Annotated in this window: 20 protein-coding genes; 2 read left to right on the forward strand and 18 right to left on the reverse strand. The window is 59.5% G+C overall.

All coding sequences use genetic code 11. The annotated features are described in order from the left end of the window. Positions 1 to 116: 116 nt before the first annotated feature. The 10 genes from M5B44_RS08900 to M5B44_RS08945 form a co-directional block, all read right to left on the reverse strand. Complete coding sequence (locus tag M5B44_RS08900; RefSeq protein ID WP_248738882.1) at positions 117 to 473, reverse strand: hypothetical protein; 357 nt, start codon at positions 471 to 473, stop codon at positions 117 to 119. A gap of 134 nt (positions 474 to 607) precedes the next feature. Then, a complete protein-coding gene (locus M5B44_RS08905; protein ID WP_248738883.1) occupies positions 608 to 1,012 on the reverse strand; it encodes a hypothetical protein in 405 nt (134 codons plus the stop codon). Beyond that, on the reverse strand, positions 1,009 to 5,664 hold the full coding sequence (locus tag M5B44_RS08910) for a polymorphic toxin type 47 domain-containing protein (RefSeq protein WP_248738884.1): 4,656 nt from the start codon (positions 5,662 to 5,664) through the stop codon (positions 1,009 to 1,011). The genes M5B44_RS08905 and M5B44_RS08910 overlap by 4 nt, the downstream gene beginning before the upstream one ends. Continuing rightward, positions 5,664 to 6,401 carry a DUF4123 domain-containing protein gene (locus M5B44_RS08915; protein ID WP_248738885.1) on the reverse strand — a complete coding sequence of 246 codons (738 nt, stop codon included), beginning with the start codon at positions 6,399 to 6,401 and terminating at the stop codon, positions 5,664 to 5,666. Before M5B44_RS08915 ends, M5B44_RS08910 begins: the two co-directional genes overlap by 1 nt. A 24-nt stretch (positions 6,402 to 6,425) precedes the next feature. Beyond that, positions 6,426 to 6,794, reverse strand: a complete 369-nt coding sequence (locus tag M5B44_RS08920) for a hypothetical protein (RefSeq protein ID WP_248738886.1) — start codon at positions 6,792 to 6,794, stop codon at positions 6,426 to 6,428. Continuing rightward, positions 6,782 to 8,824 (reverse strand): type VI secretion system tip protein TssI/VgrG, encoded by a 2,043-nt coding sequence (gene tssI / locus M5B44_RS08925; RefSeq protein ID WP_248738887.1) that lies wholly within the window; start codon positions 8,822 to 8,824, stop codon positions 6,782 to 6,784. Before tssI ends, M5B44_RS08920 begins: the two co-directional genes overlap by 13 nt. A gap of 128 nt (positions 8,825 to 8,952) precedes the next feature. Further along, positions 8,953 to 9,468: an Hcp family type VI secretion system effector gene (locus M5B44_RS08930; RefSeq protein WP_007949952.1), complete on the reverse strand. Its 516-nt coding sequence runs from the start codon at positions 9,466 to 9,468 to the stop codon at positions 8,953 to 8,955. A gap of 319 nt (positions 9,469 to 9,787) precedes the next feature. Continuing rightward, positions 9,788 to 11,167, reverse strand: a complete 1,380-nt coding sequence (locus tag M5B44_RS08935) for a VOC family protein (RefSeq protein WP_248738888.1) — start codon at positions 11,165 to 11,167, stop codon at positions 9,788 to 9,790. A gap of 111 nt (positions 11,168 to 11,278) precedes the next feature. Then, a complete protein-coding gene (locus tag M5B44_RS08940; RefSeq protein WP_248738889.1) occupies positions 11,279 to 12,217 on the reverse strand; it encodes an alpha/beta fold hydrolase in 939 nt (312 codons plus the stop codon). 16 nt (positions 12,218 to 12,233) lie between these two features. Next, complete coding sequence (locus M5B44_RS08945; RefSeq protein WP_248738890.1) at positions 12,234 to 13,688, reverse strand: flavin-containing monooxygenase; 1,455 nt, start codon at positions 13,686 to 13,688, stop codon at positions 12,234 to 12,236. A 184-nt stretch (positions 13,689 to 13,872) separates the two neighbouring features. Here M5B44_RS08945 and M5B44_RS08950 point away from each other — a divergent pair, with 184 nt between their 5' ends. Beyond that, entirely contained in the window at positions 13,873 to 14,946 is a 1,074-nt protein-coding gene (locus M5B44_RS08950; protein WP_248738891.1) for a diguanylate cyclase, read from the forward strand. Between the two features lie 84 nt (positions 14,947 to 15,030). After that, positions 15,031 to 16,266, forward strand: coding sequence for a M20/M25/M40 family metallo-hydrolase (locus M5B44_RS08955; protein WP_248738892.1), 1,236 nt, complete (start codon positions 15,031 to 15,033; stop codon positions 16,264 to 16,266). An 88-nt stretch (positions 16,267 to 16,354) separates the two neighbouring features. On the opposite strand, the gene M5B44_RS08960 is transcribed toward M5B44_RS08955, so the two are convergent. From M5B44_RS08960 to M5B44_RS08995, 8 genes are all read right to left on the reverse strand, one after another. Then, complete coding sequence (locus M5B44_RS08960) at positions 16,355 to 17,224, reverse strand: isocitrate lyase/PEP mutase family protein (protein ID WP_248738893.1); 870 nt, start codon at positions 17,222 to 17,224, stop codon at positions 16,355 to 16,357. A gap of 160 nt (positions 17,225 to 17,384) precedes the next feature. Beyond that, positions 17,385 to 18,419, reverse strand: coding sequence for an arginine N-succinyltransferase (gene astA, locus M5B44_RS08965; protein WP_248738894.1), 1,035 nt, complete (start codon positions 18,417 to 18,419; stop codon positions 17,385 to 17,387). A 55-nt stretch (positions 18,420 to 18,474) separates the two neighbouring features. Then, complete coding sequence (locus tag M5B44_RS08970) at positions 18,475 to 19,491, reverse strand: arginine N-succinyltransferase (protein ID WP_248738895.1); 1,017 nt, start codon at positions 19,489 to 19,491, stop codon at positions 18,475 to 18,477. Between the two features lie 118 nt (positions 19,492 to 19,609). After that, complete coding sequence (locus tag M5B44_RS08975) at positions 19,610 to 20,959, reverse strand: APC family permease (RefSeq protein WP_248738896.1); 1,350 nt, start codon at positions 20,957 to 20,959, stop codon at positions 19,610 to 19,612. 87 nt (positions 20,960 to 21,046) lie between these two features. After that, the gene (locus M5B44_RS08980) at positions 21,047 to 21,799 is read right to left on the reverse strand and encodes an N-formylglutamate amidohydrolase (protein ID WP_248738897.1); all 753 of its coding nucleotides are present in this window, start codon (positions 21,797 to 21,799) and stop codon (positions 21,047 to 21,049) included. Continuing rightward, positions 21,783 to 23,114, reverse strand: coding sequence for a glutamine synthetase (locus M5B44_RS08985; protein ID WP_248738898.1), 1,332 nt, complete (start codon positions 23,112 to 23,114; stop codon positions 21,783 to 21,785). The genes M5B44_RS08980 and M5B44_RS08985 overlap by 17 nt, the downstream gene beginning before the upstream one ends. Then, on the reverse strand, positions 23,111 to 23,755 hold the full coding sequence (locus M5B44_RS08990; RefSeq protein WP_248738899.1) for an isochorismatase family cysteine hydrolase: 645 nt from the start codon (positions 23,753 to 23,755) through the stop codon (positions 23,111 to 23,113). The genes M5B44_RS08985 and M5B44_RS08990 overlap by 4 nt, the downstream gene beginning before the upstream one ends. Positions 23,756 to 23,757: 2 nt before the next feature. After that, entirely contained in the window at positions 23,758 to 24,612 is an 855-nt protein-coding gene (locus M5B44_RS08995) for a MurR/RpiR family transcriptional regulator (protein WP_096822903.1), read from the reverse strand. Positions 24,613 to 24,699: the final 87 nt, after the last annotated feature.

The following is a 24,699-nucleotide window of genomic DNA, read 5'->3' on the forward strand; positions in this document are numbered from 1 at the left end:
GTGTTACTGGTGTCAGGAGAAATAAATCTGTCAAATTTTGTAATAAAATGATTTTTAGAAATAAAGATTAAAAGGGGGCGGATTTATTTTTTCAGCGAAAAACAGATCTTTCCCCTTTAGTCTGGCTTGTTATGAAGTTTTGTATTTTTCAAGCATTCAAGAAGGACCGACATGAAATGGCGCTTATCAATGGGCTCCTCAGAGAAGTACGTCGTGATTTCGGAAAATACGCGATTAAATTTTTCATTTTTATTTAAAAAGAATGTCAGTGTATCGATATACCATTGCTGCTCGCTTATGATGCGTTTTGTAAACTCAGGCTTGATCAGGGTGTTAAATAGGTGTGTTAGCTCATCATCATTATTTATGTCGGTTTTTGCAATTAGGTTTTCTACGGTTTCATCTTGATCGCTATTTATGTCGAAAGGGAATAGTAGCGATGGAATTATGTCAAGTGTCGGCTCTAGTTTCATTTTTAATTTTTCATATTTCGGAAATGATATTTTAGGTAGGCCGTTATCGTAATTGAAAGGGGACAGATTTATTTTCTTCGTCGAAAAATAAGTCTGTCCTTTTTTACTCTTCCTTTTTATTTTATTTTGGGGGGTTATTTGTTTGTTTTTTTGCTGATGTGTACGCAGTCGTGGTCATCCATGTATGTCAAGGTTTTAAAATTTTCACCTATTATCCAGAATGGGAAGCCAGTTGTTTCGAGTAGCAACGCTTTGAGGTCAGTAGAAGACTCTAGTTTCCAAGCGTGAGCTTTGTTGTCGTGAACTATTATAGTGGGATATTCAAGGTCGTCTATGGTGTCAACTTTTTTCCAAAATTCAGGATCATGATTTTTTTCGGTGTTTTTCAAAAAATATGGGTCCAGCTTCTTCGCTGGGGAGGAGAAGAATGCGATCGTTAAATCGTTGATTAGGTTGGCTAGTTCAGTTTCGCTTAGTTTTTTATTTGCTAGTTTTTGCTCTTCTAAGACAGAGTCTATTTCTTTTTCTAGGTAGTTCATTGCGGGTCTCCAATTCTCGCGCGTGATACAGGCACTGATTCTAATAAGATGTGTCCTCTAACTGCGCCGCCAGTACCGCGTTTCCCCGGCGTCTGGTATCCAACATGGGGGTCTGCAGGACCATCAGTGGAAGGAACAAGACGAGGATCATCTATGTTTACTTCTGCCCCTTTGTTTTTGCCTTCTAGTACACGCCATTCTGTGGGGTAGGACTTTCCATACTGATCTTTTCCCCATTTTGTTACTGTAAATTCGTTTTTCGGCACACCAGTTCTAGTAAATGCTTCGTCCAGTCCTTTATGCATTTGCTGATAAGAGGTGCCCGGAGTTCCTCTCCAGTCTAAGTCAACTTCAGAGTTGAATTTCCATGTTCCGCCTGGAACTGGCTGTGGGCAATTTGTTGGTCCACTAGCTAGGCCGAGAGGATCCACCCATCCCGTAGGGTTAGGCACGTACTGGTAGTTATTCAGTCCACCCGCAAGCTTGATCGGATCCGGAGTCAGAAAACGCCCAGTCCCCGGATTGTAGTAGCGGTGCCGGTTGTAATGTAACCCTGTCTCGGCATCAAAGTACTGACCCTGGAATCGCAACGGATTGTCGATTTCACTGACATCCAGTGCTGCGAGGTTGCCGTAGGCGCGGTACTTCGCGGACCACATGATTTCGCCGCTGTAGTCAGTGAGTTCCTGCGGTGTGCCCAGATGGTCGAGCTGGTAGTAGAACGGCGTTGCCTTGCGCGGGCCTTCGCCGTCGAGCATGGCCAGCGGGCGGAAGCTGCCGGGTTCGTAGATGTAGGTGCGATAACGGTTGTCGCCGCTTTCGGCGATCAGGCGTTCGCCTTGCCACAGAAACTCGGTGGTTTGGCCATCGACGGTTTTCTCGATGCGGCGACCGAAAGCATCGTACTTGTAGGACGCGGTGCTGCCACCCGGAAGGCTCGCGCCGATCAGTCGATGCTGGCAGTCGTAACGGTATTCGGTGACGAGATTTTGTCCGGCGCCACGGCGCTCGCGGATCAGGTTGCCATAGGCGTCATAGTCGTAATGGCGGTCGCCTTGCATCAGCAGGCGGTTGCCTTTGACGTTGGCGAGGTTGGCTGTGCCTTCGTTGTTCTGGCCGAGCAAGTTACCGGCCGGGTCGTGGGCGAAGCTTTCCGGTGTCGCGCCACGCACGCTGATCAAGCGATCGAGCGGGTCGTAGTGATAGCTGCGGCTGCCTTTGCGGCTGTCGTCGATTCCGGCGAGGTTGCCGTTTGCGTCGTAGTTGTAGCGGCGCTGGAAAAGGTTTTTGTCGCGCTGGCTGACGCTGTGGGCCTGCAAGCGGCCCTGTTCGTCATATTGATATTGGCTGAGCAACAGGCCTTGCTGCCGTTGCTGTTCGCGACCACCGCTGAACTGGTGAGTCGTCAGACGCGAACCGTTGAGGTCGATGCCGCTGAGCATACCGCCGGGTTGGTGGCGGTAGTCGAGTTTGCTGCCATCGGGCAAGCGACAGTGCTTGAGCTGGCCGACGCTGTCGTACTCATAACGCAAGGTGCCCCAGCCCTGGTGTTCGGTGACGAGGCGGTCTTGTAGGTCGTATTCGTAGGCGAGTGGCCAGTGTCCGTCGTCGACGTTGACCAGGCGGCCGAGGGCGTCGTAGCTGTAGTGAATTTCTTCGCCGTCGGGAAGGGTCTTCACCAGCAACCGGCCTGCGGTGTCGCGTTGGTACTCAGTTACCAACTCGCTACCGTCTTCACCGAATTCGGTTTTCTTCAGCAATTGGCCGTTGAGGTCGTATTCGTATGCGGTGCGACGACCATCGAAGCCGGTTTCCTGTTGGATCAGGCCATTCGGGAAGTAGTCGAGGTGGTAATGCTCGCCGCGCTCGTTTTCGATCTCGGTCAGCAACAGGCGCGAGTTGTCGTAGCGGTAACGCAGCTGGCTGCCATCCGGGTTGATGCGACGGCTGACGAGGTGCAGTTTATCGGCGTATTCGTAACGGGTGACGCGGCCGAGTTCGTCGCGTTCGGCAGTGACATTGCCGTAGGCGTTATAGGTGAACGCGCGCGTTGCGCCGCCCGGCAAGATAATTTGTGCGAGGCGGTTGGCGGTATCCCACTGATATTGGGTGATGGCACCTGATTCTTCTTGCCGAGTTATTTGCCGGCCCAACGCATCGTAGCGGTATTTGCGTTGACCACCATCGGGCAGGCGTTCCTCAAGCAATTGACCGAGGTTGTTCCAGCCCAGTTGGTGGCGGCTGCCATCCGGGTGACGGATCTCCAGCAGACGTCCTTGACGGTCGTAGCTGTAGAACGTCGAATTTCCATCCGGGTCGATTTGCTGAGTGACATCACCCTGTCTGTTGCGTTGATACTTCCAGCTGGCTTTGCCACGGTGAACATCGCTGACGAATCCGTTGCTGTATTCGTACGTGGTGGCTTCATCTTCAGGAGGGATGACGGCGGTCATCAATCCGTTGTCGTCGTATCGGTATTCGGTCACGGCGCCGAGCGGATCTTTTTCCGCGACCAATTGGCCTTTGTCGTTATAGGCCTTGAGATGCTCGGCACCATCCGGATCGATCTTGCTGATCAATCGCGCCTGATCGTCGTGGGTGTAAACCTCTTCGCTGCCATCGGCGTTGGTAACGGTCACGCTGCCTTTGTCATCCCAGGCGTAGCGCGCGTCCATCTGCGAGAAGTTTGCCCAGTGGTGGATGCATCGAGCCAGTTTGCCTTCGTTCTCCCACTCCCAGAAGAAGCTCGCGCCGCCGGCCAGTTGCCGCTCCAGAATCACGTGTTGATCGTTGTAGCTATAACGCTCGGCTTCCCCTGAGGCGTTCTTTGCTTCAATCAACCGGTGTTGCGCGTCATAGGTGTAGGTGAACAGCGTCTGGACGGTGTTCCAGGCATCCTCAAGATTGTCCGCCGGTAGAAACTGCTGATAGTCCACAGCCACAATATGTTTGCGGTCGTAGCGTAAAAGCAGGGCACGACCTGCGCCGTTGTCGAGGCGTTTGATGCGCCCGTGGATGTCCCGTGTGACGTGCAGGCGATTGCCATAGCTGTCGCTGATGGCGATCAGGGTTGCGCCTTTGCTGTTGAAGCGGAAGTGGTAGAACGATGGGCGTTTGCCTGCTTGGGCCAGTACCAATTCGGACGGGTCATCGCCGAGGAAAATGGCTGCACGCGAGAGGCTGTTAGTGATCGCCGGGCGTTGCTCGCTTGGAAGCGGGAACGGTGTTGAGCGGTTTTCGTGGTCGGTCCAAACGACCTCATCGCCCACGATTTCGATGCGGTGGGCAAGAGCGTGACTCCAACCGTAGCCCAGGCCACAGTCGATTTCCACGGCGCTGGTTCTGTACAGGCGTGTCCATTCAAACGGCAGTAAGCCGTCAAGTTGGCCATCTGTCAGCGTCAGCAGCTCTTCGCCGGTGACCATCGAAACCGGGCATCCGTTGGTGCATGTCCCCGAGGCCGGCTCTGCACTTTTTTCCGCGGGCGACTTTGCCTGTTTGGAAGCGTCGTCACCGACTTTGCCATTACCCAGTTTTGCGTTCTTTTTCCCGTCGAAGCGCAGCTGAGAGACGCCGTTCCTCACCTTGGCTGTCACCCCACGCGCCGCAACAGCGGTGTACTTCGCGACATACTCCATAAAGCCATTGATGATTTTGAACAGCGACTTCACGAAGCTGGTGACAGCATTGATGACAAGCTCACCGTACTTCTTCAGTCGGGCGGCGAGGTAGATAACCCCTGTGCCTTCAGCCGCAATGGTCAGGACCACGCCAATCACGATGTCGATCGCGATGCCGACGACAATGGCCGTGGTCATCTTCGCAACGTCGCCGGCCATTTTCATTGGCGGCAAGCCTGCCAACCAGATCACGGCACTGCGTACCAGCAGGAACAAAGCGGCTTCGTCGCTGGCCAGCAACATGGCTTTTTTCATGATGTCTGGCGAACTTTCGGCGACTTTGATCAGGTCCTGGACGCCGGCACCGAGATCTTTTGCAAATTTCTTGGGGTCTTGCAGAATGTCGAGCACCAGACTGATGCCATCCCACACGCCTTTGATCGCTTCCCAGCCACCCTCAAGAATTCCGTTGCCGATCGCCATCGCTGTGCCCGAAGCCGACAGATTCGACCATTGCGGCTTGAACCCGGCCCACTCCTTGCGCAGGAAACCTTCAAGGTCTGCTGTTACGCCGCTGTAGGAGCTGAACAGAGCGTCGATCTGCGCAGGCGTCACTTCGTTGTGAACACGGATTTTGTAGAACTTGCCGGGAATTCCGCCGGTCCAGCTGGCCTTGCCTTGCTGATCGAGTTTGACCTTGCTGACTGCACCACCTTCCACTGCGACGATCTCGACTTCGATATCGCCGATGGGAATGTCATAAACCGATTCGAATTTACTTTCGATCAGCAGCGGTCCCTTCAACGGGCATTGAGCCACGTTCGAAGAGAAGTCGCCGTCGGTCATGCTCACCGACTTACTGGTGTTGCCAACCTTGATCACTCGCTCCATGCCCAAAAGGGAAGGCAGGTCGGCTGCCCGACTGGCCTTGTCGGCGGCTCTCGCGTACCAGGTCTTGGTCTGTTCCTGATACAGCTTCAAACTGTCCTTGAAGGTGTTCAGTTGGTTGTCAACAAAGGCAACGCGATCCATCAGCCTTGCTCCAGAATCAGGTGGTTTAACAGTGCTTCTTTAAGGTTGTCCGGAGCATCCGGGCGACGCACGAAACGGGTGATTTTCAGTTTCAGGTTGTTCTCGGGCCATGCGCTGTAGAGGTCCGGGCGTGCTTCTTCGAGCCATTGCATCAAGTTGCCGACCAGCGTCGCGTGATCCTCTTTCGCCAACTGATCCAGCAACCTCTTCGGCACCTCCCACCACGGCCACTCCTTCACCTTCGGCACCACCCTCGGTCCGACTTCCAGGCTGCGGCCATTGATCAGATACCGCTCAAACACCGGCAGCACCTCCCCAGCGCTCTCACCCAACCCATCAAGAATCGGATAGATATGCCGCCCATCCCAGAACCGGAAAAACACTTCGGTCCCGTCCGGCATTTTCACTTGGGTCAGGCTGCGCAGGTGTTCGAAGACTTCGTTGGGTTCGGAGCGGGAGACGGCCAGCCAGCCCCAGTCGAGGGCGTCGGTTTCGCTGATCCAGGGCAGGAAGGCGGAGTTGGCCTTGAGTTCGGCGACGTAAGGCATCACTGGTTGCCAGGTGGAGTAGGGCGTTCCGCCCCAGACGGGAATGGCCTGGACGGACGGTTCGCTCTGATACAGGGTCTTGAGCGCGTCGGCATCGCTGGCAGCGCTGACGATCAGGTACAGGCGTTCGTTCGCCTTGAGCGGGTGCGCGGAGAGCCAGGCCTGGGGGGTGATTTTTTCAGATGCCACAACAACCGTCCTTGATGGGTGAGCCTATTGGCTCATATCCGCTTCTATGTGTTCTTCGTAACCCGAAAGCCTTTTCAGCACGCTTTCGTTTTCTGCGTATTTTTCTTTCAACTGCTTCAGTTGCTGATCTGTGCCTTTGCAGTATGTGTTCGCTTCGCTGGCGAGCCGGTGAATGTTGTCAGGGTCGGCCGGGTCTTGCTCGGGAATATCACCGCGAAGCGAGTCACAGTTGTTTCTCTTGATTACGTAGCTGGATACGTCGTCGGGTACGGTGCTGCGAGCCTCGGCGGCGGAAGCAGTCATTGGTTGAATCAGCAAGACACTCAGCAAGCAGGCTGCAAAAACTCGCATTGAGTTTGCCCATGCGAATCTCTCGACAGTCAGATCGTGCATGCACCCGCCTTACACTTCTCACACTCTTCACAAAACGGCGCATTACGCTTGAGGGTATTGATCTGCGCCGGCGTCAGCACAGCACCCGCCTTGTCGGCATCGGCTTGTTTCAGCACGCCCGGCATCAACGGCGCCGCCCCAGTCCCGCTCCCCGGCCCACCGCCGGAGTTGATGTTGATCGCCGGCCCGCTCATGGTCACGCCGCCGCCATCGATCTTGATGAAGCTGCCGCCACCGACCAGCGTCAGCTCAGCCCCGGCCTCCAGCACCACCTTCATGCCGCTGCTCAGGTGAATTTCCTGCCCCGCATCGATGAATTGCCCGGTGCCGATCTTGATGTGCTGGTTCACGCCCACGGTGAGATGGTCGTTGGCGCGGGCTTCGACTTTGCGGTCTTCGTAGACGGTGTGGTGTTCTTCGGCCTTGAATTCCGTGTAGCTGTTCTTTTCCACGACGTCGTGGCGTTCGTTGCCGACGCGGATTTTCTGGTCGTGTTCGATGTTCTCGTCCCAGTCGCGCTGGGCGTGGAGGAAGATCTGTTCCTGGCCTTTCTTGTCTTCGATGCGCAGTTCGTTGAAGCCGCCGCCACCCATGGAACTCAGGGTCTTGAAGGTGGTGCGCGTCTTGTTCGCCGGCAGGGTGTACGGGACGGTGTTTTCCTTGTGGTACAGGCAGCCGCTGATCAGCGGCTGGTCGGGGTCGCCTTCGAGGAAGGTCACCAGCACTTCCATACCGATGCGCGGGATGGCGATGCCGCCGTATTGGGCGCCGGCCCAGGCGGAAGACACGCGCAGCCAGCAGCTGGTCTTGTCGTCGGACTGGCCTTCGCGGTCCCAGTGGAACTGGACTTTCACCCGGCCGTATTCGTCGCAGTGGATTTCCTGGCCTTGCGGGCCGGTGACCACGGCGCTCTGGCTGCCGAGGATGCGCGGTTTCGGGTGGCGCAGGGGCGGGCGGTTCGGCACGTCCCACGGGGTGGCCTGGAAGCGGTTGCGGTAGCCCTGATGGAAATCGTCTTTCAGCGCGGTGGTGTCACTGGTGACGGACTCTTCCAGCACCTGCGGCTGTTTGCCTTCGTGGTGGACTTCGGTGAGCAGCCAGAGGTCGTTCCACTTGGCTTTCGGGTGTTCTTTCAGCGCGAGGAAATGGCCGCTGACCAGCAATGGCTGATCGCTCTTGCCTTCGGCGAGCTGGAAGTCGCTGCGGTGACGTTCGAGGGCGCGTTTGGCCAGGTGCTTGCCGCGCTCGCGGTCGACGAAACGGCCCGGGTAGTCGTAGTCCTCGAGGTCGGGCAGGGCGTCGCCACGGTTTTCGCTCTCTAACGTGATCCGTGGTTTTTCGAAGTCGTAGTCGCGGCGGGTGGTGCGGCTGGTACGGGTTTCCAGGCGCAGGTCGAAGCGCTTGATCACCGGGTCGCTGGCGACCATGCCGGAGTCCTGCTGATAGGCCACCGGCGCCAGTTTGTGGAACACCGTCTGGTCATCGCCGAACACCAGTTTGTGCGCGGTGGCGCTGTGCTGGAAGTGGTAGTGAATGCCTTCTTCTTCGCACAGGCGCTGGATGAAATGCAGGTCCGACTCGTCGTACTGCACGCAGTAGAGGCGATCGGGGGAGATCGAGCCGGTCTGGAATTCGTAGGCGTTGCCCTGGATGCCGTGTTCTTCGAGGACCTTGCCGATGATTTTCGGCACGCTGAGGTTCTGGAAGATCCGCTGGTTGATCCGGTGCGCCAGGTACGAAAGCTGCGGGCGCAGGGTCACGGAGTAGCGCGTCAGGCGCTTGCCGGAATCACCTTGCGCGGCGCGGTCGATCAGGCCATGGATGCCGCTGCCGTCGGGCGACAGCTGCAGAAAGGCCGGTTTGTGCAGCAGGGTTTCGAGGTCCAGCGACGGCTGCTCACTGACCAGCTCCACCTCGAAGGCAAACGGCTGGCTGATGGCTTCCCGACCGGTGAGGGTAAACACCTGGAAATCGGCGGAAAGCCCTTCGATGGTCAGGGCAAAGTGGGTTTCATTGGCCGGCGCGAACATCCCTTGTTCCTCGTGCTGTACAGCGGCGCCCGTCGACCGCAAGACCGGTCAGCGCGCGCGAAATTCTGGAGGGGCGTAAACAACATCGACCAGCAGAGCTGGCCGATGCTTGAAACGATCAGCCGTAATTAAACGACTGGAGCACGCCAGTCATCGGAACCCGAAGTACCGGATACTTCGTGGGTCCAGGTGATTTTGCGGTAGGTGAACTGCACTTCTTCCAGGTGGGTGAAGTGCGCGTTGCCTGGATCCTGGCAGTTGTGCATTTTGTTGTTGATGGCGACGATGATCGCGTCTTCCAGTTTGGTGGTGTAGTAGTGCTCTTGGGTACCTTGAGCCGAAGTGCGGTACCACTGGATAACGATTTCGCTCATGCGCTCGCCGGAAGTCAGTGCTGCTTGCAGCAGAGGCGAAGCCTTGTCGTAGACCTTGGTGATCACAACTGGCTTGTGCACGCGCTGACCGGTTGGCTGACCGGACTGTGGGTCACGCGGGATGATCACGTCGTGGGTGAAAGCCTGAACCATGACCTGGTCTTCGTGGCCTTCCTGATAGGTGTTGCCAACGGAGTCGGCGGTGAAAGCGCCGGCAGTGATCAGGCCTTGTTTTTCGCCGGTAACCGACATGTACGCTGGTGTTGCCATGGGAGGTGCTCCTTGCGGATAAAGTTAGGGTGCCCGGGAGGCGAAATCGCCCGGTGGGTGCCTGACTGTTATCAAAGAGCGTGCCAGTTTTTCAGAAGCCTTGTAGATCAAGGATATGGCACGGAGGGAACTGTTTCCTGGGCGAAAAAACCTGCATTTCAGGCAAAAAGTGCGCAAGAAGTTGCGCAGTACTGCGCAACTTCTTGCGCACTTGGCTGCAGCCCTTGATGTGCAAGGGCTGCAGCGATTCTGATGGGGTTTTTATTACGGGGAACTGCGCAACTTCTTGCGCAGTATGGCCAAGTGCTGCCTCGTCGCGTTATCGGGCAAGCGCCTTCAAACATTCCTCGATCGAACGCCGTTGAGTCTCGGCATACAAGCCCAGTTCATCGATGGTCGAACGTCCCAGGGACAGTTCGAATGACTGCTGGTTGGAGTGCTCGCCATAATGCGTCTGCGCGGCGTCCCCCAGGTTCGACTGAAAAATCCCCGCCGCACTCACCGGCAGGAAATCTTCGTACACCAGCGGTTCGGCTTTCACATAGCCGTCGCGCAACAAAGCTTGCAGCGAAACCTCAGCGAGACGACCCGCCGCCAGCCCTTTGTCTGTCAAGAAATAACGGAAGTAGGCCAATTCCTGCTCGCGCATGCCTTCGAGGCTGTCAGGGAATTCGCTGAAGTGGTGGGTCATCAGCGCGTTGTAGCGTGAGGCGTTGGCTTCGTTGGGGAAGTCACCCAACTCATCTCGCGCCGCATTCAGCAGACGGTCGTACAACGCTCGGCCCTTGGGTGTCAGCGCCGCACCCCGTTGCTCGATTTCGCCAAACCGGGCGCTGTGGCTGCCGCGGGTTTGCGTCTGGTCGGTGAAGGCGATTGGCTCGTCCAGCGCCTTGAAACTGGTCTGACGCAGGAGGATCGGATGCTGCCGGCGCGGCGGCCCTTCGATCACCGCTTTGGGCGTGATGCCATGCAGCGGCATCTGCGCCTGAACGATGTCGATGTCCAGGGTGCGCGGTGTCAGGTGGTTGATGTGTGGGCCTTTGAACGCAACCACATCGGCGATCAGACGATGCTGGGCGCTGAGGGTCTGATATTGCGCGGCGGTGACGGTGGCGCTGTGGTGCCAGCGAAAAGTCTCCAGCGCTTGCAGGACAAATTCCCCGGCTTCGGACTCAGTCAGTCCACCAACGGCTTCGGCCTGTTCAATCAGGCGCAATGCCTCTGACGTAAAGATCGAACGCTGATCCAGCACCGATTGCGCAAAAGCACGCAGCTCCGGATCTTCAATCAACTCCAGTCGCAACAGCGAAGTGAACACCCGGAACGGGCTGACCTGCAGCGCATCTTCATGCACTGCTCGAAACGCCGTGGAATGCACGGGCACCCCGGCGGGCGTCAGATCGTAATAACCCACGGGCTGCATGCCCATCACCGCAAACAGGCGGGCGAGGGTGGCCAGTTCGGCGGCGGTGCCGACGCGGATCGCGCCATGGCGCTCCATGTCCAGCCGTTCGATTTCGCCGGTGCTGTGCAACTGGCTGGCGATCTGCGGCTCGCGGGCCAGCACTTCGCGGTTGGTCTGCTCCACCAGTTCCATCAGTGCGCCGTACAGCGGCACTTCTTCGCGGTACATGTCGGACATCGCTTTGGAGAAGCGTTGGCGGATCAGGTCGGGGCTGACGAACGGCTGCACGGTCATGAAAAAAATTCCTGGCACGGTCACGTAAAGGATGGAGGAAAAGATCGCAGCCTTCGCCCACGCGGGCAAACGAAGAATCCTACGAACTTCATTCTGCCAACGACTGACCGTTTACCTGTCTGCGCGTGAGTTTTCCCCCAGGAACTCCCGATATAAACGCGCCGTGTTCGACGGCTGCTCGACCATCGGCATGTGCCCGACACCATCCCACACATCCACCCGCAGATTGGTGATGCCCTTGCTCCACACCGGCACACTGCTGACATCGATCAACCGGTCCTTGCGGCCCCAGAGCAGCAGCGCCGGGCATTTGATGTCCGGCAACTTCGGTTCCATCGGCGGACTTGCGCGAAAATCCCGGAAGATCTCTTCCAGTTCGTCACGTTGTTGCTCGTAGCGCTGGGCAATGGCGTCGAGCACCAGGCCGGGCACCCACGGCGGCGAGGCCATGGTCATCGCATAGAAGTGTCGGAATTCTTCCCGGGAGTTGATCAGGAACGGATTGTGCCCACGGGCCAGGTGACGCTCCATGTCGCTGGCCTCGGGCGCGGTGACGCCGGCCGGGTCGATCAGCGCCACCGAAGCGATGCGATCCGGGTAGGTTGCCGCCAGCCACGCGGCGATGTAACCGCCCATGGAGTTGCCGATCACGTGGACCTTCTCGACGCCGCAGACGTCGAGCAACTGGATCATTCGTTTGGCCTGAACCGGAATATCGTAGCCACCACCGGCCTTGAAGCCGGTTTCGCCGTGACCGGCCAGGTCCGGGATGATCACCCGGTACTGCCCGACAAAGTGCCGGGCGAAGCGCAGCCACAGGTTCTTTTCGGCGCTGTAGCCGTGCAGCATCAGAATGCTGCTCGACGCTTCGTAAGGCCCGCCTTGCCAGGTCGACACCGTCATTTCGGCGATCGGCACTTCAATCTTGTGCAGCCGGTACAGTTTCGCCTCCAAAGCTGCGCTCAGGTCGTAGAGCCAGTGACCGACCGCCGGGTAGCTCAACCAGCTCCAGGCCACGAAAACTGCGAGGGCGACAAACAGCAAAAGCATCGTGGGTCTTCCTTGTTCAAGACAGAATGTGGTCGGCCGGTTTCAGCGCCCGGGTCAAGCGGTGATAGCTGAAACTGAAGCCGGGGAACATCGCGATCACGTGACCGCTCCTGCTTTGATACCAACTGTGGCAGCCGCCGGTTTTCCAGACCGTGCGCTCCATCTCCCGATGAATCATCTGAGTGTAGGTACGTTCTGCTTCGGGGCGAACTTCGATGCTGCGCAGACCTTTGGCCTGTACGGTACGGATGCAGTCGAGGATGTAGTTCATCTGCGATTCGATGATGAACAGCGCCGAGGTGTGACCAATACCGGTGTTCGGCCCGGTGACGATAAACAGGTTGGGAAAGTCCGGCAGGCTGGTGCCGAGGTAGGCGCGCGGGTACTGCGCCCAGACATCGCGCAGTTTTACGCCGTTTTTTCCGCTGACCGGGTAGGAAATCACGCCATCGGTGGCGTCATAACCGGTCGACCAGACGATCAGGTCGACATCGATGTGCTGGCCATCCGTGGTGACGATGCCGGTTTCGTCGAGGGCGGCGATACCTTGCTCGCGGCTGTGCAAGGTGACGTTGGGCCGGGTCAGCGCCGGGTAATAGGTGTTGGAGAGCAATACCCGTTTGCAGCCGATGGTGAAGTCCGGCGTCAGTTTTTTCCGCAACTCGGGGTCGGTCACCTGGCGTTTGAGAAATTTCAGCGCCTGGTTTTGCACCATCTGAATCGCCGGTTTCGAATATTTGAAGGCGATGATCCGGGTTTCGAACTGCCAGTAGATCAGCCAGCGCAGCAGCTTCCAGGCCGGTTTCAGCCCCAGCAGCCAGCGCTGGAAACGTCCGAACTTTCGGTCGGGGCGTGGCAGCACCCAATGGGGTGTGCGCTGAAAGACGTGCAAGTGCGCGACATCCGGTGCAATCGTCGGAATCACCTGCACGGCACTGGCACCGCTGCCGACGATCGCCACGCGTTTACCGCGATAGTCGTAGCTGTGATCCCAATTGTTTGTATGAAAGGTCTTGCCCTGAAAGCGATCCCGACCGGGGAAGTGTGGGACGACCGGTTGACTCAGCGGCCCGGTGGCATTGATCACGAACTGCGCGTAATAGGTGCCCTTGGCGCCGGTGTGTACGGCCCAGCGTTTTTCGTTTTCATCCCACTCGATCTGCTCGACATTGGCCTGCAGTTCCACCCGCTCGCGCAGGCCGAAACGCTCGATCACGTGTTCGGTGTAGCGATGCAGTTCGGCCTGTCCGGCGAACATCTGCGTCCACGGGTAGGGTGCGAACGACAGTGAATACAGGGGCGACGGCACGTCCACCGCCGCGCCGGGGTAGGTGTTCTGGCACCAGGTGCCGCCGAAAAAGTCCCGCCGCTCCAGCAAGCGAAAATCGTCGATGCCGGCCTTGAGCAAATTGACCGCCGCGCACTGGCCGCCAAACCCGCTGCCGATGATCAACACTTGATAGGTCTGCATGGGCCTCCTTCTTAGAGTCTTTTTTCCATTTTCCTACTTCATGTATAGCCAATCATTTGCCTGCCGTGTGCCGGAATTGGCGGGCCGCGGGGTCGGAGACTGCCGGCCGCTGGCCGGTGATGGCTATTTAACGTTGCCCTGTTAGACTCCGAGCACATCCTTTTGCGGTGTACTCGAGGCCCTTATGGGAAGAACGGGAGGAAAGGGACTTTCACTGGCCAGGAGGCTTTACACATCGCGAACCCTGGGGCTGGTCCTGGGGCTTTTGTGCGTGAGCGTCGCGATGTATCCGCTCGATCCCCCGGCCTGGGTCTGGGCGCTGATGTTGTTCAACGGCCTGGTCTGGCCACACCTGGCGTATCAGTGGGCACGACGCTCGAAAGTCCCTTACCACGCCGAACACCGCAACTTGCTGATCGACGCCTTCCTTGGCGGCCTATGGGTCGCTGCCATGCAATTCAATCCGCTGCCCAGTGCCACGACCATTTCGATGATGGCGATGAATAACGTTGCCATCGGCGGTCTGCGCTTTCTGCTGGCAGGGTCGGCGGCGCAGTTGCTGGGCGTCGGTGTCGGGCTGGTGGTATTTGCCCCGGCCTTCATCCCGGCGACCACTCCGGCGCAGATGTATGCCTGTCTGCCGTTGTTGATGTTGTATCCGTTGGCGCTGGGCTGGATCTGCTTTCGCCAGGCCTACACCCTGGGCGTGCAGAAACGTGAATTGCTGGCGCTGAGCCGTACCGACAGCCTCACCGGTCTGCTCAACCACGGCGCCTGGAAGGATCAACTGGACATCGAATTCCTGCGCTGCAAAGGGCAGCAAAAAGGCGCCGCGATTGCGCTGATCGACATCGACCACTTCAAGGCGATCAACGACACCTACGGCCATGTGGCCGGCGATATCGTCCTGCGCCAGTTGAGCAAGATGCTCAAGCAGAACCTGCGCATGGCGGACGTGGCCGGACGCTACGGCGGCGATGAGTTTTGCGTGATCCTGCCGGACTTGCCGCTGTTCAATGCGGCGCAGGTGATGGAAGCCTTGCGCGAGCGTTTTTCCTTTCTGGTCTACGAGCAGAATCCGGCGCTGAAAGTCAGTCTGAGCATCGGCCTGGCCGCACTCGATCCGGCTCACGGCGATGCGACACGCTGGCTCAATGACGCTGACCAGGCGCTGTACGAAGCCAAGGCGACTGGGCGCAACCGGGTGATCTGTTGCAATGACGATCCGCCGCGGCGCGAGGTGCTGGGTTCGGTTTGAACGGATGGGGTGTCGCATCCGGGATAGAGCCTTGGGGCGATGTCAGGTACGGTTCAGTACCCGACACGAAACAAGGATTGATTCATGACGTTCAAATTCCCTCGTTCCCTGCTGGTCGCCGGTCTCGGCCTGACCCTTTCTTTCGTCACCGCTTGCGCCTTTGCCGAACCGCACAAACAGGTGATGGCCGACGCCGAACAATACAAGCCCGAAGCCCTGAAACTGCTGGAGCGGCTGGTCAATATCGACTCCGGTTCCGGCGATGAAAAAGGCCTCAAACAAGTCAGCGAAATCGCAATTGATGAGCTGAAAAAGCTTGGCGCGACTATCGAGCTGGTGCCCAACACGCCGGAAAAAACCAACCACGTGCTCGCCACGCTCAAAGGTACCGGCAAGGCCAAAATTCTGTTGATGGCGCACATGGACACGGTGTTCAAGGAAGGTTCCGCCGCCGAGCGTCCGTTCCATATCAAGGACGGCCGCGCCTATGGGCCGGGGGTGATGGACGACAAGGGCGGGATCGTCGCCGGCATCTACGCGCTGAAAATCCTGAAGAACCTCGACTTCAAGGACTACGCGAAAATCACCTTCCTGCTCGACGCCAGCGAAGAAACCGGCTCGGAGGTTGCCACCGACCTGATCAAGAAAACCGCCAAGCTTCATGACGTCACACTGAACCTCGAACCGGGTCGCCCGGCGGATGGTCTGGTGGTATGGCGCAAGGGCAGCGCCACCGCGCTGGTCGAGGTCAAGGGCAAGGCTGCTCACGCCGGCGTCGCGCCGGAACTGGGGCGCAACGCGGCGATGGAGGCGGCGCACCAGATCCTGCAACTGGGCAAGCTCGGCGATGAAGCGAAGAAAACCACTATCAACTTCACCGTGCTCAAGGCCGGCGACCGCACCAACGTGATCCCGGATCAGGCCACGGCCAAGGCTGACGTGCGGGCGGCGGTGCCGGAAGAGTTCGACCGGATCGAGAAGGATCTGGCGCGGGTGTCGCAGGACAAGTTGGTTCCCGATACCGAAGTGAAGACCTCGCTTCAACGCGGCTTGCCGCCGATGCCGCAGACGGCGGAGTCGGATCGTTTGATGGCGATGGCTCAGGGGATTTACGGCGAGATTGGCCGCAAGCTGACTGAAGAAGGCAGCGGCGGGGCGGCGGATGCGAGCCTGTCGGCCGGGGTGGGGACGCCGACGCTGGATGGGTTCGGGATTGTTGGCGGCAATATTCATACGCCGGAGGAATACGCGGAAGTGGAGAGCGTGGCGCCGCGGGTTTATCTGTTGTCGCGGATGATTATGGAGTTGGCGAAACACTAACGGCAGCTAGCGGTTTCGCGGCGGGCGCCATGCGAGTGGACTCGTAATGGCGTCGGGCCGCTCTGCCTCTTTGTAGCGTGGTGCGAGGTTACTCTTTGACGCTCATGTATTCCTTGGCCCAGAGGATGTATTCCTCAGGCTGGGTGTAGGTGTGAGTCAGTTCGGTGGCGCTCAGGTCCGAGGCCTGGCTGAAGATCTGGCGCTGTTCGCGCAGGCTGTCATAAGTGGCCTTGATCGCCGCGAAGTAAGCACCGTGGCCGTCGATGGTCACGCGCACACCCAGCTCGGCCAGACGTTTGTCGTCGCGCAGCGCCGGGTTGCCGTAGGTGACCAGCATCAGCGGGACGGTCAGGTGTTCGGCGATCTGCTCGAGCTGATCGAAGTCCTGGATGCCGACCATGCAGATACCGTCAGCACCGGCGGCCTGGTAATGCTTGGTGCGGCTGATGATTTCCTGGTTCGGCAGGATGCCGGCGTTGGTCCGGGCGATGATCGCCATTTCCGAGTCGACCCGGGCTTCCAGTGCCGCGCGGATCTTGCCGACGCCTTCGGCGACAGTGATCAGGTCGGTGGATTTGCGGCCAAACTGGGCCGGCAGCAGGGTGTCTTCGATGGTCAGCGCGGCGACGCCGGCGCGTTCCAGTTCGACGATGGTGCGCATCACGTTGAGCGCGTTGCCGTAGCCGTGGTCGGCGTCGGCGATCACCGGCAACTGGGCGACGCGACCAATGCGTGTGGCCTGCTCGGCGAATTCGCTGAGGGTGATCAAGGCAAAGTCCGGGGCGCCCAGCACCTGCAACGAGGCGACGGAGCCGCCAAGAATCCCTACTTCAAAACCCAGGTCAGCGGCGATGCGGGCGGACATCGGATCGAACACCGATGCGGTGTGATAGCAGGTGTCGGAAGCCAGCAGCTGACGGAAGTTACGGCGCAAATCTTGATGAGAAAGCCTGGTCATACGAGTTCCACCAATACAAAGGAATGGAAAGGCTTGAGCAAAGGTGTCAACGCCGAAGGTGAAAAGGCTATCACGCCAATGGGTCAAGGATCATGACGAATTAACGAGGAAGTTAACCAGGAAAAACCTGTTCAGGCTTTCTTGCTGCAGGCAGAGGCGCTCAGGCCGCCACTGCCTGCTGCTGTTGATTGGGCAGCGGCACCGCCCGTACCGAGTTGCCCGGCTGCAATTGCAGGCGTTTGGCGGTGAGGCGGTCGATCACCAGACTGCTGCCGACCCGGCGGCCCGCAGCGACGGTGATGCGGCAGTTTTCCAGGCGGCGGTTGTGGATCAGCCACAGCGGCGCCTGTTCGTCCGGCGTGCCGATGCTCAGGGTCAGTTCCAGGCTGTCGCGCACCGTGCGAATGCTGCGGATCGGCGCCTCGATCACCGGGCCACCGTCAAAGATGTCGATATAACCTTTGTGGGCGAAACCCTCGGACTGGAGGATCTTCAGCGCCGGTTCGGTGTTGGGGTGGGCCTGACCGATCACGGCCTGGGCCTGTTCGGTGAGCAGGCAGGTGTACAGCGGCTGGCGTGGCATCAGTTCGGCGATGAACGACTTGTTGCCCAGCCCGGACAAATGGTCGGCATGGCTGAAGTCCATCTGGAAGAAGTGCCGGCCCAGACTGTCCCAGAACGGCGAACAGCCTTGCTCGTCGGCACTGCCTCGCAGTTCGGCGATCATCTTTTCGCCGAACAGGTGCGGGAACTCGGCGACAAACAGCAAGCGCCCCAGCGACAGCAGACGCCCATTGCTGCCGTGACGCTGGTCGTGGCGCAGGAAGAGCGAGCACAGTTCCGATTGGCCGGTCAGTTCATTGTTGAGGAACAGGGTCGGGATCTGCCGCTGGATGCCCAGATCCGGTGCCGAACTGACGGTCAGCCCAACCCGATAGTTGTACCAGGGCTCGCGCAGGCCGACGGCCCCCGCCAGGGCGCTGACCCCGACCACTCGCTGCTCGTCGTCTTCAAGCACAAACAGATAATCGGCATCGGCCCGCTCGACCTGCTCGGCGAAGGCGCGCTGCGCCCAGCGTACCCGGTGGGCCAGGCGATCTTCGTTGGCGGGCAGGGTGGTGAACCCCGGCCCGGCCTGTTGCACCAGCGTCATCAACGCTGGCAGGTCGCTGACTTGGACCGGACGGACAATCATGCTGCAACTCCTTTTGCGCGCCTGCTCGGGCACTGTCGTTGGGTGAGGGCGCGGTTCACAGGGCAATCACCCGGATCGAGTCGCCAGCGCCGACGTTCAGCGCCGCACATATCGCCGGGGTCAGCGCCAGGGGCTGACCGGGCTGGTAATCCAGCTCGGCGACCACCGACCTGAAGCCGTGCAGTGCGTCGTTGCTCACGAGATAACGACCGCGGGCGTCGATCAGAGGTTCCTCTTTAACCGTTGCGATCTGGCTCTGCACGATCGAGCGGATGTTGGCGGTGCGCGCGTACAAGGTCGGTCCGGCATCGAACAAATCGATGTAGCTGTTGGTTTCAAAGCCTTCGCGCTCAAGGATGTCGAACGCTTCCTGACCGTCCGGGTGGATGCGGCCGATGCACTCCTGCGCCGCCAGCGGCAGCATCGGCACGTAGATCGGGTATTGCGGCATCAGTTCGGCGAGAAACGTACGGCTCTGCAAGCCGCACAGGCGCTCGGCCTCGACGTAGGGCAGGTCGAAGAAATGTTTTCCCAGCGCATCCCAGAACGGCGAGTGGCCCTGAGCGTCGCTGTAGCCGACGATTTCGGTAATCACCGCTTCGGCAAAACGTGACGCATGGGCGGCGATGAACAGCAGGCGCGCCCGTGACAGCAACTCGGAAAACGGCGTGCGCACCAGCGCTGCGTCGATGTGAAAACCGCGCAGCAGCGTGTGACCGCTGAGGTCGTGACACAGCGACAGCGCCGGAACGCCATGTTCGATGTTCAGTTCCCGCGAAGCGCTGGTGAAGTGGCGGTTGCGCAGGCTGTAGAACGGCTCGTTATGGCCGGCCGTGGCGAGAATTTCCGAGCAGCCGACCAGGCGACGGCTGTCCAGGTCTTCCAGCACGAAAAAGTAATTTTCCGGGCCCTGGGCCGCGACATTCGTGTCGAACGAGGCGCAGGACGCGACGATCTTTTCGCCCAGGTGCTGGCTGTCATCCGGCAGGGACGTGACGCCCACCAGGCTGTCGCGAGCCAGTTGTTGCAATTGAGGCAGGTCGTTTGGCTCGACTGGACGTAAGACCAGCATGGATGCACTCCTGTATCAAAAGGTTCGGCCCATTCGCCGAACCTGACTATCACTGTCGGTTTCCACGCGTTAAAGCGGCGGTCGCCTGAATTCTTGTCAGACGCCGCCCTTTTTCTTGTCAGCCATTGCTCGGGTCAGGCAGCGCGGTACTGGCGCCGAGCTTGTTCAGGAAGAACAGGTACACCAGACCCAAGGCGATCCAGATCAGGCCGAGCTTCTGCGCATCGACGCCCATGTTGTACATGATGGCCGCGACGATGCCGAAGCCGATCACCGGGCAGATCAGGTGACGGATCACCTGGCCGGACTTCTGTCGGCGCCAGTAGTAATTGATCACGGTCAGGTGCAGCAGCATGAAGCCGCTCAAGGCGCCGAAGTTGACCAGCGAGGTCAGGGTGTCCACCGAGTTGATGAACAGGTAGCAGATCACCAGCGACAGCACGGCCACCAGATAAATGCTCAGGTACGGCGTGTTGTGTTTCGGGTGAACCTTGGCCAGCACTTTCGGTAGCTTGCCGTCGCGGGCCATGCCGAACAGCAGGCGCGAGACCGCCGCTTGCGAAGTGATCGCCACCGCCACGCCCCAGGCCAGGGCCGTGGCCACACCAGTCAGGGTCGCGAGCCAGCTGCCGGCGGCGATTTCGGCGATTTCATAGAACGCGGTGTCGGCGGACTTGAAGCCCATGCCGGCGGCCAGATCGGTGGCGATCCAGGTCTGTACGACGAAGATCGCGCCCATCACCATCAGGGTGATCAACGCCGCTTTGCCGACGCTGCGGCCTGGATCGCCCTTGATCTCTTCGGCAAGCGTGGAGATCGCATCGAAACCGAGGAACGACAGCACCGCAATCGACACTGCTTGCATCAGCAGGGCGAAATTGAAGGTTTCCGGGTGATACAGCGGCGCCAGGGTCAACTGGCCGTTGCCGCCACCGTTGTGCAGGGCGTTCCAGGCGTAGAACAGGAAAATCCCCAACACAACCAGCTGCGCCAGCAGGAACAGGATGTTCATGCGGGCGGTGAAGGTGATGCCGCGCAGGTTGACGAACGTGGCGCTGACCAGGAACGCCAGGATGAATCCGACTTTCGGGATGTCCGGGTACAAGTGGTTGAGCGCCATCGCCGCATAGACGTAGAGCAGCGGCGGAATCAGCAGGTAGTCGAGCAGCATCAGCCAGCCGGCGAGGAAGCCGACGTGTTGATTCAGGCCTCGTTGCGCGTATGAATAAACCGAGCCGGCAATCGGAAAGGCCCGGGCCATGCTGCCGTAGCTCAGCGCGGTGAAAACCATTGCCACCATGCCGATGATATACGCCAGAGGCACCATCCCCGGTGCCTCGGCGTTGACGTAGCCATACACGCCGAACGGGGCGATGGGGATCATGAAGATCATCCCGTATACCACCAGGTCGGTCAGTGTCAGGCTACGTTTCAACTCCTGTTTGTAGCCGAACTCTTCTATTTCCATGAAGCGCAACTCCTTGTCAGCCAATCGTTCGTTTTAGTTGTTATGTCGGTCCGTCGTTTACAGCGTCAGCAGTGTTTACAGCAATGTTCAAAGCAGTGGAGCCAGATAGTTTGCCCAGCGGGTCACCGCTTCCGGGCTGCGCAGCAGGTCGTTGCGCACCTCGATCAATACCGATTCGAGGCCTCGGGCATCGCCGTGCACCGGCACGGTCATGTCGCCCAGCGGGTCGATTTTGTACGGCTGGTTGCCGGCGACTTTCAGCGGATGCTGACCGAGACCGTCGAGCAGGCGCTGTGCATAGGCCTTTGCCTGACCGAATAGAACGCCGACTTCCAGCTCCCGTGGCTGGCCGTAATAGATCGGGGTGAAACTGTGAATCCCCACCACCCGCACTGGCCGGCCTTCGGCCAGACGTTCGTCGATCAGTTGTTGCAGCCGGGTGTGAAACGGCTTGAACAGGCACTGGCGACGGTATTCGCGGGTGGCTTCGTCGAGCTCGCGATTGCCCGGCACCTGGTAGATTTCGCTCTGCGCCGGAATGCTGTCCGGGGCATGGCGTGGCCGGTTGAGGTCGATCAACAGTCGCGAATAATTGGCACTCAACAGCGTGGCGCCGATCTTTTCCGACAGTTGTTCGGCCAGCTCCAGCGCACCGATGTCCCAGGCAATGTGTTCACGCGCAGCCGTGTCATCCAGTCCCAGATTGTTCAGGGCATCGGGGATGTAGCGGCTGGCGTGTTCGCACACCAGAATCAGCGGGTGCGTCGAATCTTCACGGGTCAGGTTGTAGACCGGTCGGGTGTACAACCCAAGCTCGGCGGATTCAGTACAGGCGTGCATAGTGCTCACACAGGTCAGCGGGCGAGAGCTGTTCCGTCAGCGCCAGTTCCTCGGTTTTAAGGGCGAAATACGTGTCGAGCAACGGTGCCGGCAGCGCTGCCATCAGCGCTTCGCTGCGACGCAGGCAATCCAGTGCCTGAGCCAAAGAGGCGGGCAGGGCAACGATGCCCCGCGCCTCGCGTTGTTCGTCGTTGAGTGCATCGGGGATTTCATCGGTGATTGCGTTCAGCGCCAGACGCTGTTCGATGCCCAGGCGTCCGGCGATCAGCAGCGCAGCCATCGCCAGGTGCGGCGAGGCGGTGGCGTCCATGGCGCGGAATTCCAGGTTGTACTGCTTCGCCACGGGTTTGTTGCCCAGGCTCACGGTCGGGCAGATGCGCAGCGCCGCTTCGCGGTTCTGTTGGCCCAGACAGGCGTAGGACGCGCTCCAGTGATGCGGTTGCAAACGCTCGTACGACACTGGTGTCGGTGCGGTGAACGCACACAGTGCCGGCAAGTAATGCAACACGCCCGCCGCCCAGTGCTGGCCCAGCGTGGACAAACCATTGCTGGTGCCGGCGTCGTAGAGCATCGGCTGCCCGGCCAGATCAAGCAGACTGACGTGCAGGTGCACGCCGTTGCACACTGCGTCGGCGGCGGTCTTCGGCGCGAAGCTCAAGTCCAGGCCCATCTGCCGGGCGATTTCACGGGTGATTTCGCGCACGTTCACCGCTCGATCCGCCGCCGCGACACCCAGAGTCGGTCGGCAGGTGATTTCGTATTGGTGCTTGCCGTATTCAGGCAGGAACATTTCCGGCTCGACACCGCCGGCGCGCAATGCGCTGAGCAGCCAGCCGCCGAATTCAGCGCCTTGGCGCTGGGATTCGAGAGAGAACGCCAGATGCTCGGCAAACCCGGCGTGCAGGTTGAATTCGTGTTCGAACGCGGCGTTGACCTGCAACCCGAGCTGATCGCGATAACGCTCGATTTCATCGCTCAGCAACGTGCGCGGGCAGGCGCCCCACGGGCGGCCGTCGGTCTCGCGGATGTCGCCGTGGATGAAGTCCAGCGCCGGGGCGGCGGCGTCCGGGCCGTTGCCCACCGTGACGCGGCTGGCGAGGTCGGGAATCAGCCGAAGATCGCCGTAGGCGCCCCACGGGTTGGTCGAGGCGATGATGTCCTGCGGCGTCAGCGCACTGTTGGCCGGCACCCAGCCGCAGCCGGCGGCCTGATAGTGCTCCAGCTCATCGCTGGGAAACGAACGGCCCCGGGTGATGCCGATAAGGTCGGTGGTGACGATGGTGGTCATCGGCAACGGCGACAGGCGCTCGCTCATGGCTGCATCTCCCGCAGACGACCGAGGACGGTATCGGTGTCGGTGATCCAGCAGTAGCCCTTGATCGCGTTCAGGCAGGCATTGTGGCGTGCCTCGGTGTAGGTCGCGCAGGCGTCCGCCACCAGGGTGACCAGATAGCCACGGTCGGCGGCGTCGCGCACGGCCATGTCCACACATTGGTCGGTGACGATACCGGCGATGATCAGATGACGGGTTTCAAGGTTGCGCAGCACGTAGTCGATGTTGGTCGAGTTGAAGACCCCGGAGGAGGTCTTCGGCAGCACGATTTCGTTTTCTGCCGGGGTCAGTTCGGCGATGACCTGTGCCTGCGGGCTGCCCTTGGGCAGGTGCATGTCCGACAGTTTGTGATCCAGCGAGCGGTCGCGGCCGTCGGCGGTCAGGCTTTCGATCAGGGTGTGCAGCACGTTCTGCCGTGCGTCGCGAAAGGCGTTGAGCAGACGGACTTGATTGGGCACCACTTGCGAGCGTGTGCGATTGAGGAAGTACGCGGCGTCCGGGCCTTCGAGGTGCGGGTCGAACTGCGGCTCGAGCCAGGCACGCTGCATGTCCACCAGCAACAGTGCGGTGTGGTCGGTGACAAACGGCAGGTCCCGCGGCGAGCGGTGGGGAAGGCTGAACATCCTTATTTATCCTCCAGCAAGTGGGTGTCGAAGTCGTTGCGCAGGGCGTCGATGCCTTCCAGGCGATCGGCCAGGTCCGGGCTGCGCAGGGTCAGGCAAGCGATCAGCGCTTCAACCTGGGCCAGCGCCGGGACCATGGTGTCGAACGGCGAAGCCGATTCCACCGGGGCGCTGATGATCATGTCGGCCAGTTCGCGCAGCGGCGAGGCGTAAATGTCGGTGAACAGCACGACGCGAGCGTTATTGTTCTTGGCGGCGGTGGCCACGCGCAGGGCCTGGGTCTGGTAGCGGCGATAGTCGAACACCAGCACCACGTCCTGGCGTTGCAGGTCGAACAGGCGATCCGGCAGTTGCGCGTTGTCCTCCAGCGCAAAGCAACCGGGGCGCAGCAGACGCAAGTGATTGAGCAGATAGGTGGCCATCAGGCTGCTGAAGCGCCCACCGAAGCAGTAGACCTGATGGCGCGTATCAAGCAGCCATTGCGCGAGAATCCGCACGTCTTCGGGTTGGGTCAGGGCCTGGGTTTCCGCCAGCAGGTTGTGGCTGTGGGCCAGATAATGGCTCCAGGCATCGTCCTGGTTCAGGTTCGAACGGGGTTGCAACAGCGTGCGCGGCGAGCGCAGGCGATGGTCCATGTCGCTGAGCAGGGCGTCCTGGAATTCGGCGTAACCGCCAAAACCGAGTTTTTTTACCAGACGCACGATGGTCGGATCGCTGACGCCGGCGTGCTCGGCGAGCCGCGCCATCGGGCCGAGCCCGTTGCGCGGGTACTGATCGAGCAAGGCCCGGACGACTTTGCGCTCTGAGGGCGTAAGGTCCAGGCCGGGATCAGTAATCAGGTCTCTGAGAGGGGGCATCCGGGCTCCTGCTGGATGGGTGTGTTGAATTCGCTTCACAATCCGTTAAAACAGTATTTATGTAACTGACGTTACATGTCTAGTGAA

The organism is Pseudomonas sp. MWU12-2029 (assembly GCF_023242425.1).
GTDB classification, from domain to species: Bacteria; Pseudomonadota; Gammaproteobacteria; order Pseudomonadales; family Pseudomonadaceae; genus Aquipseudomonas; species Aquipseudomonas kribbensis.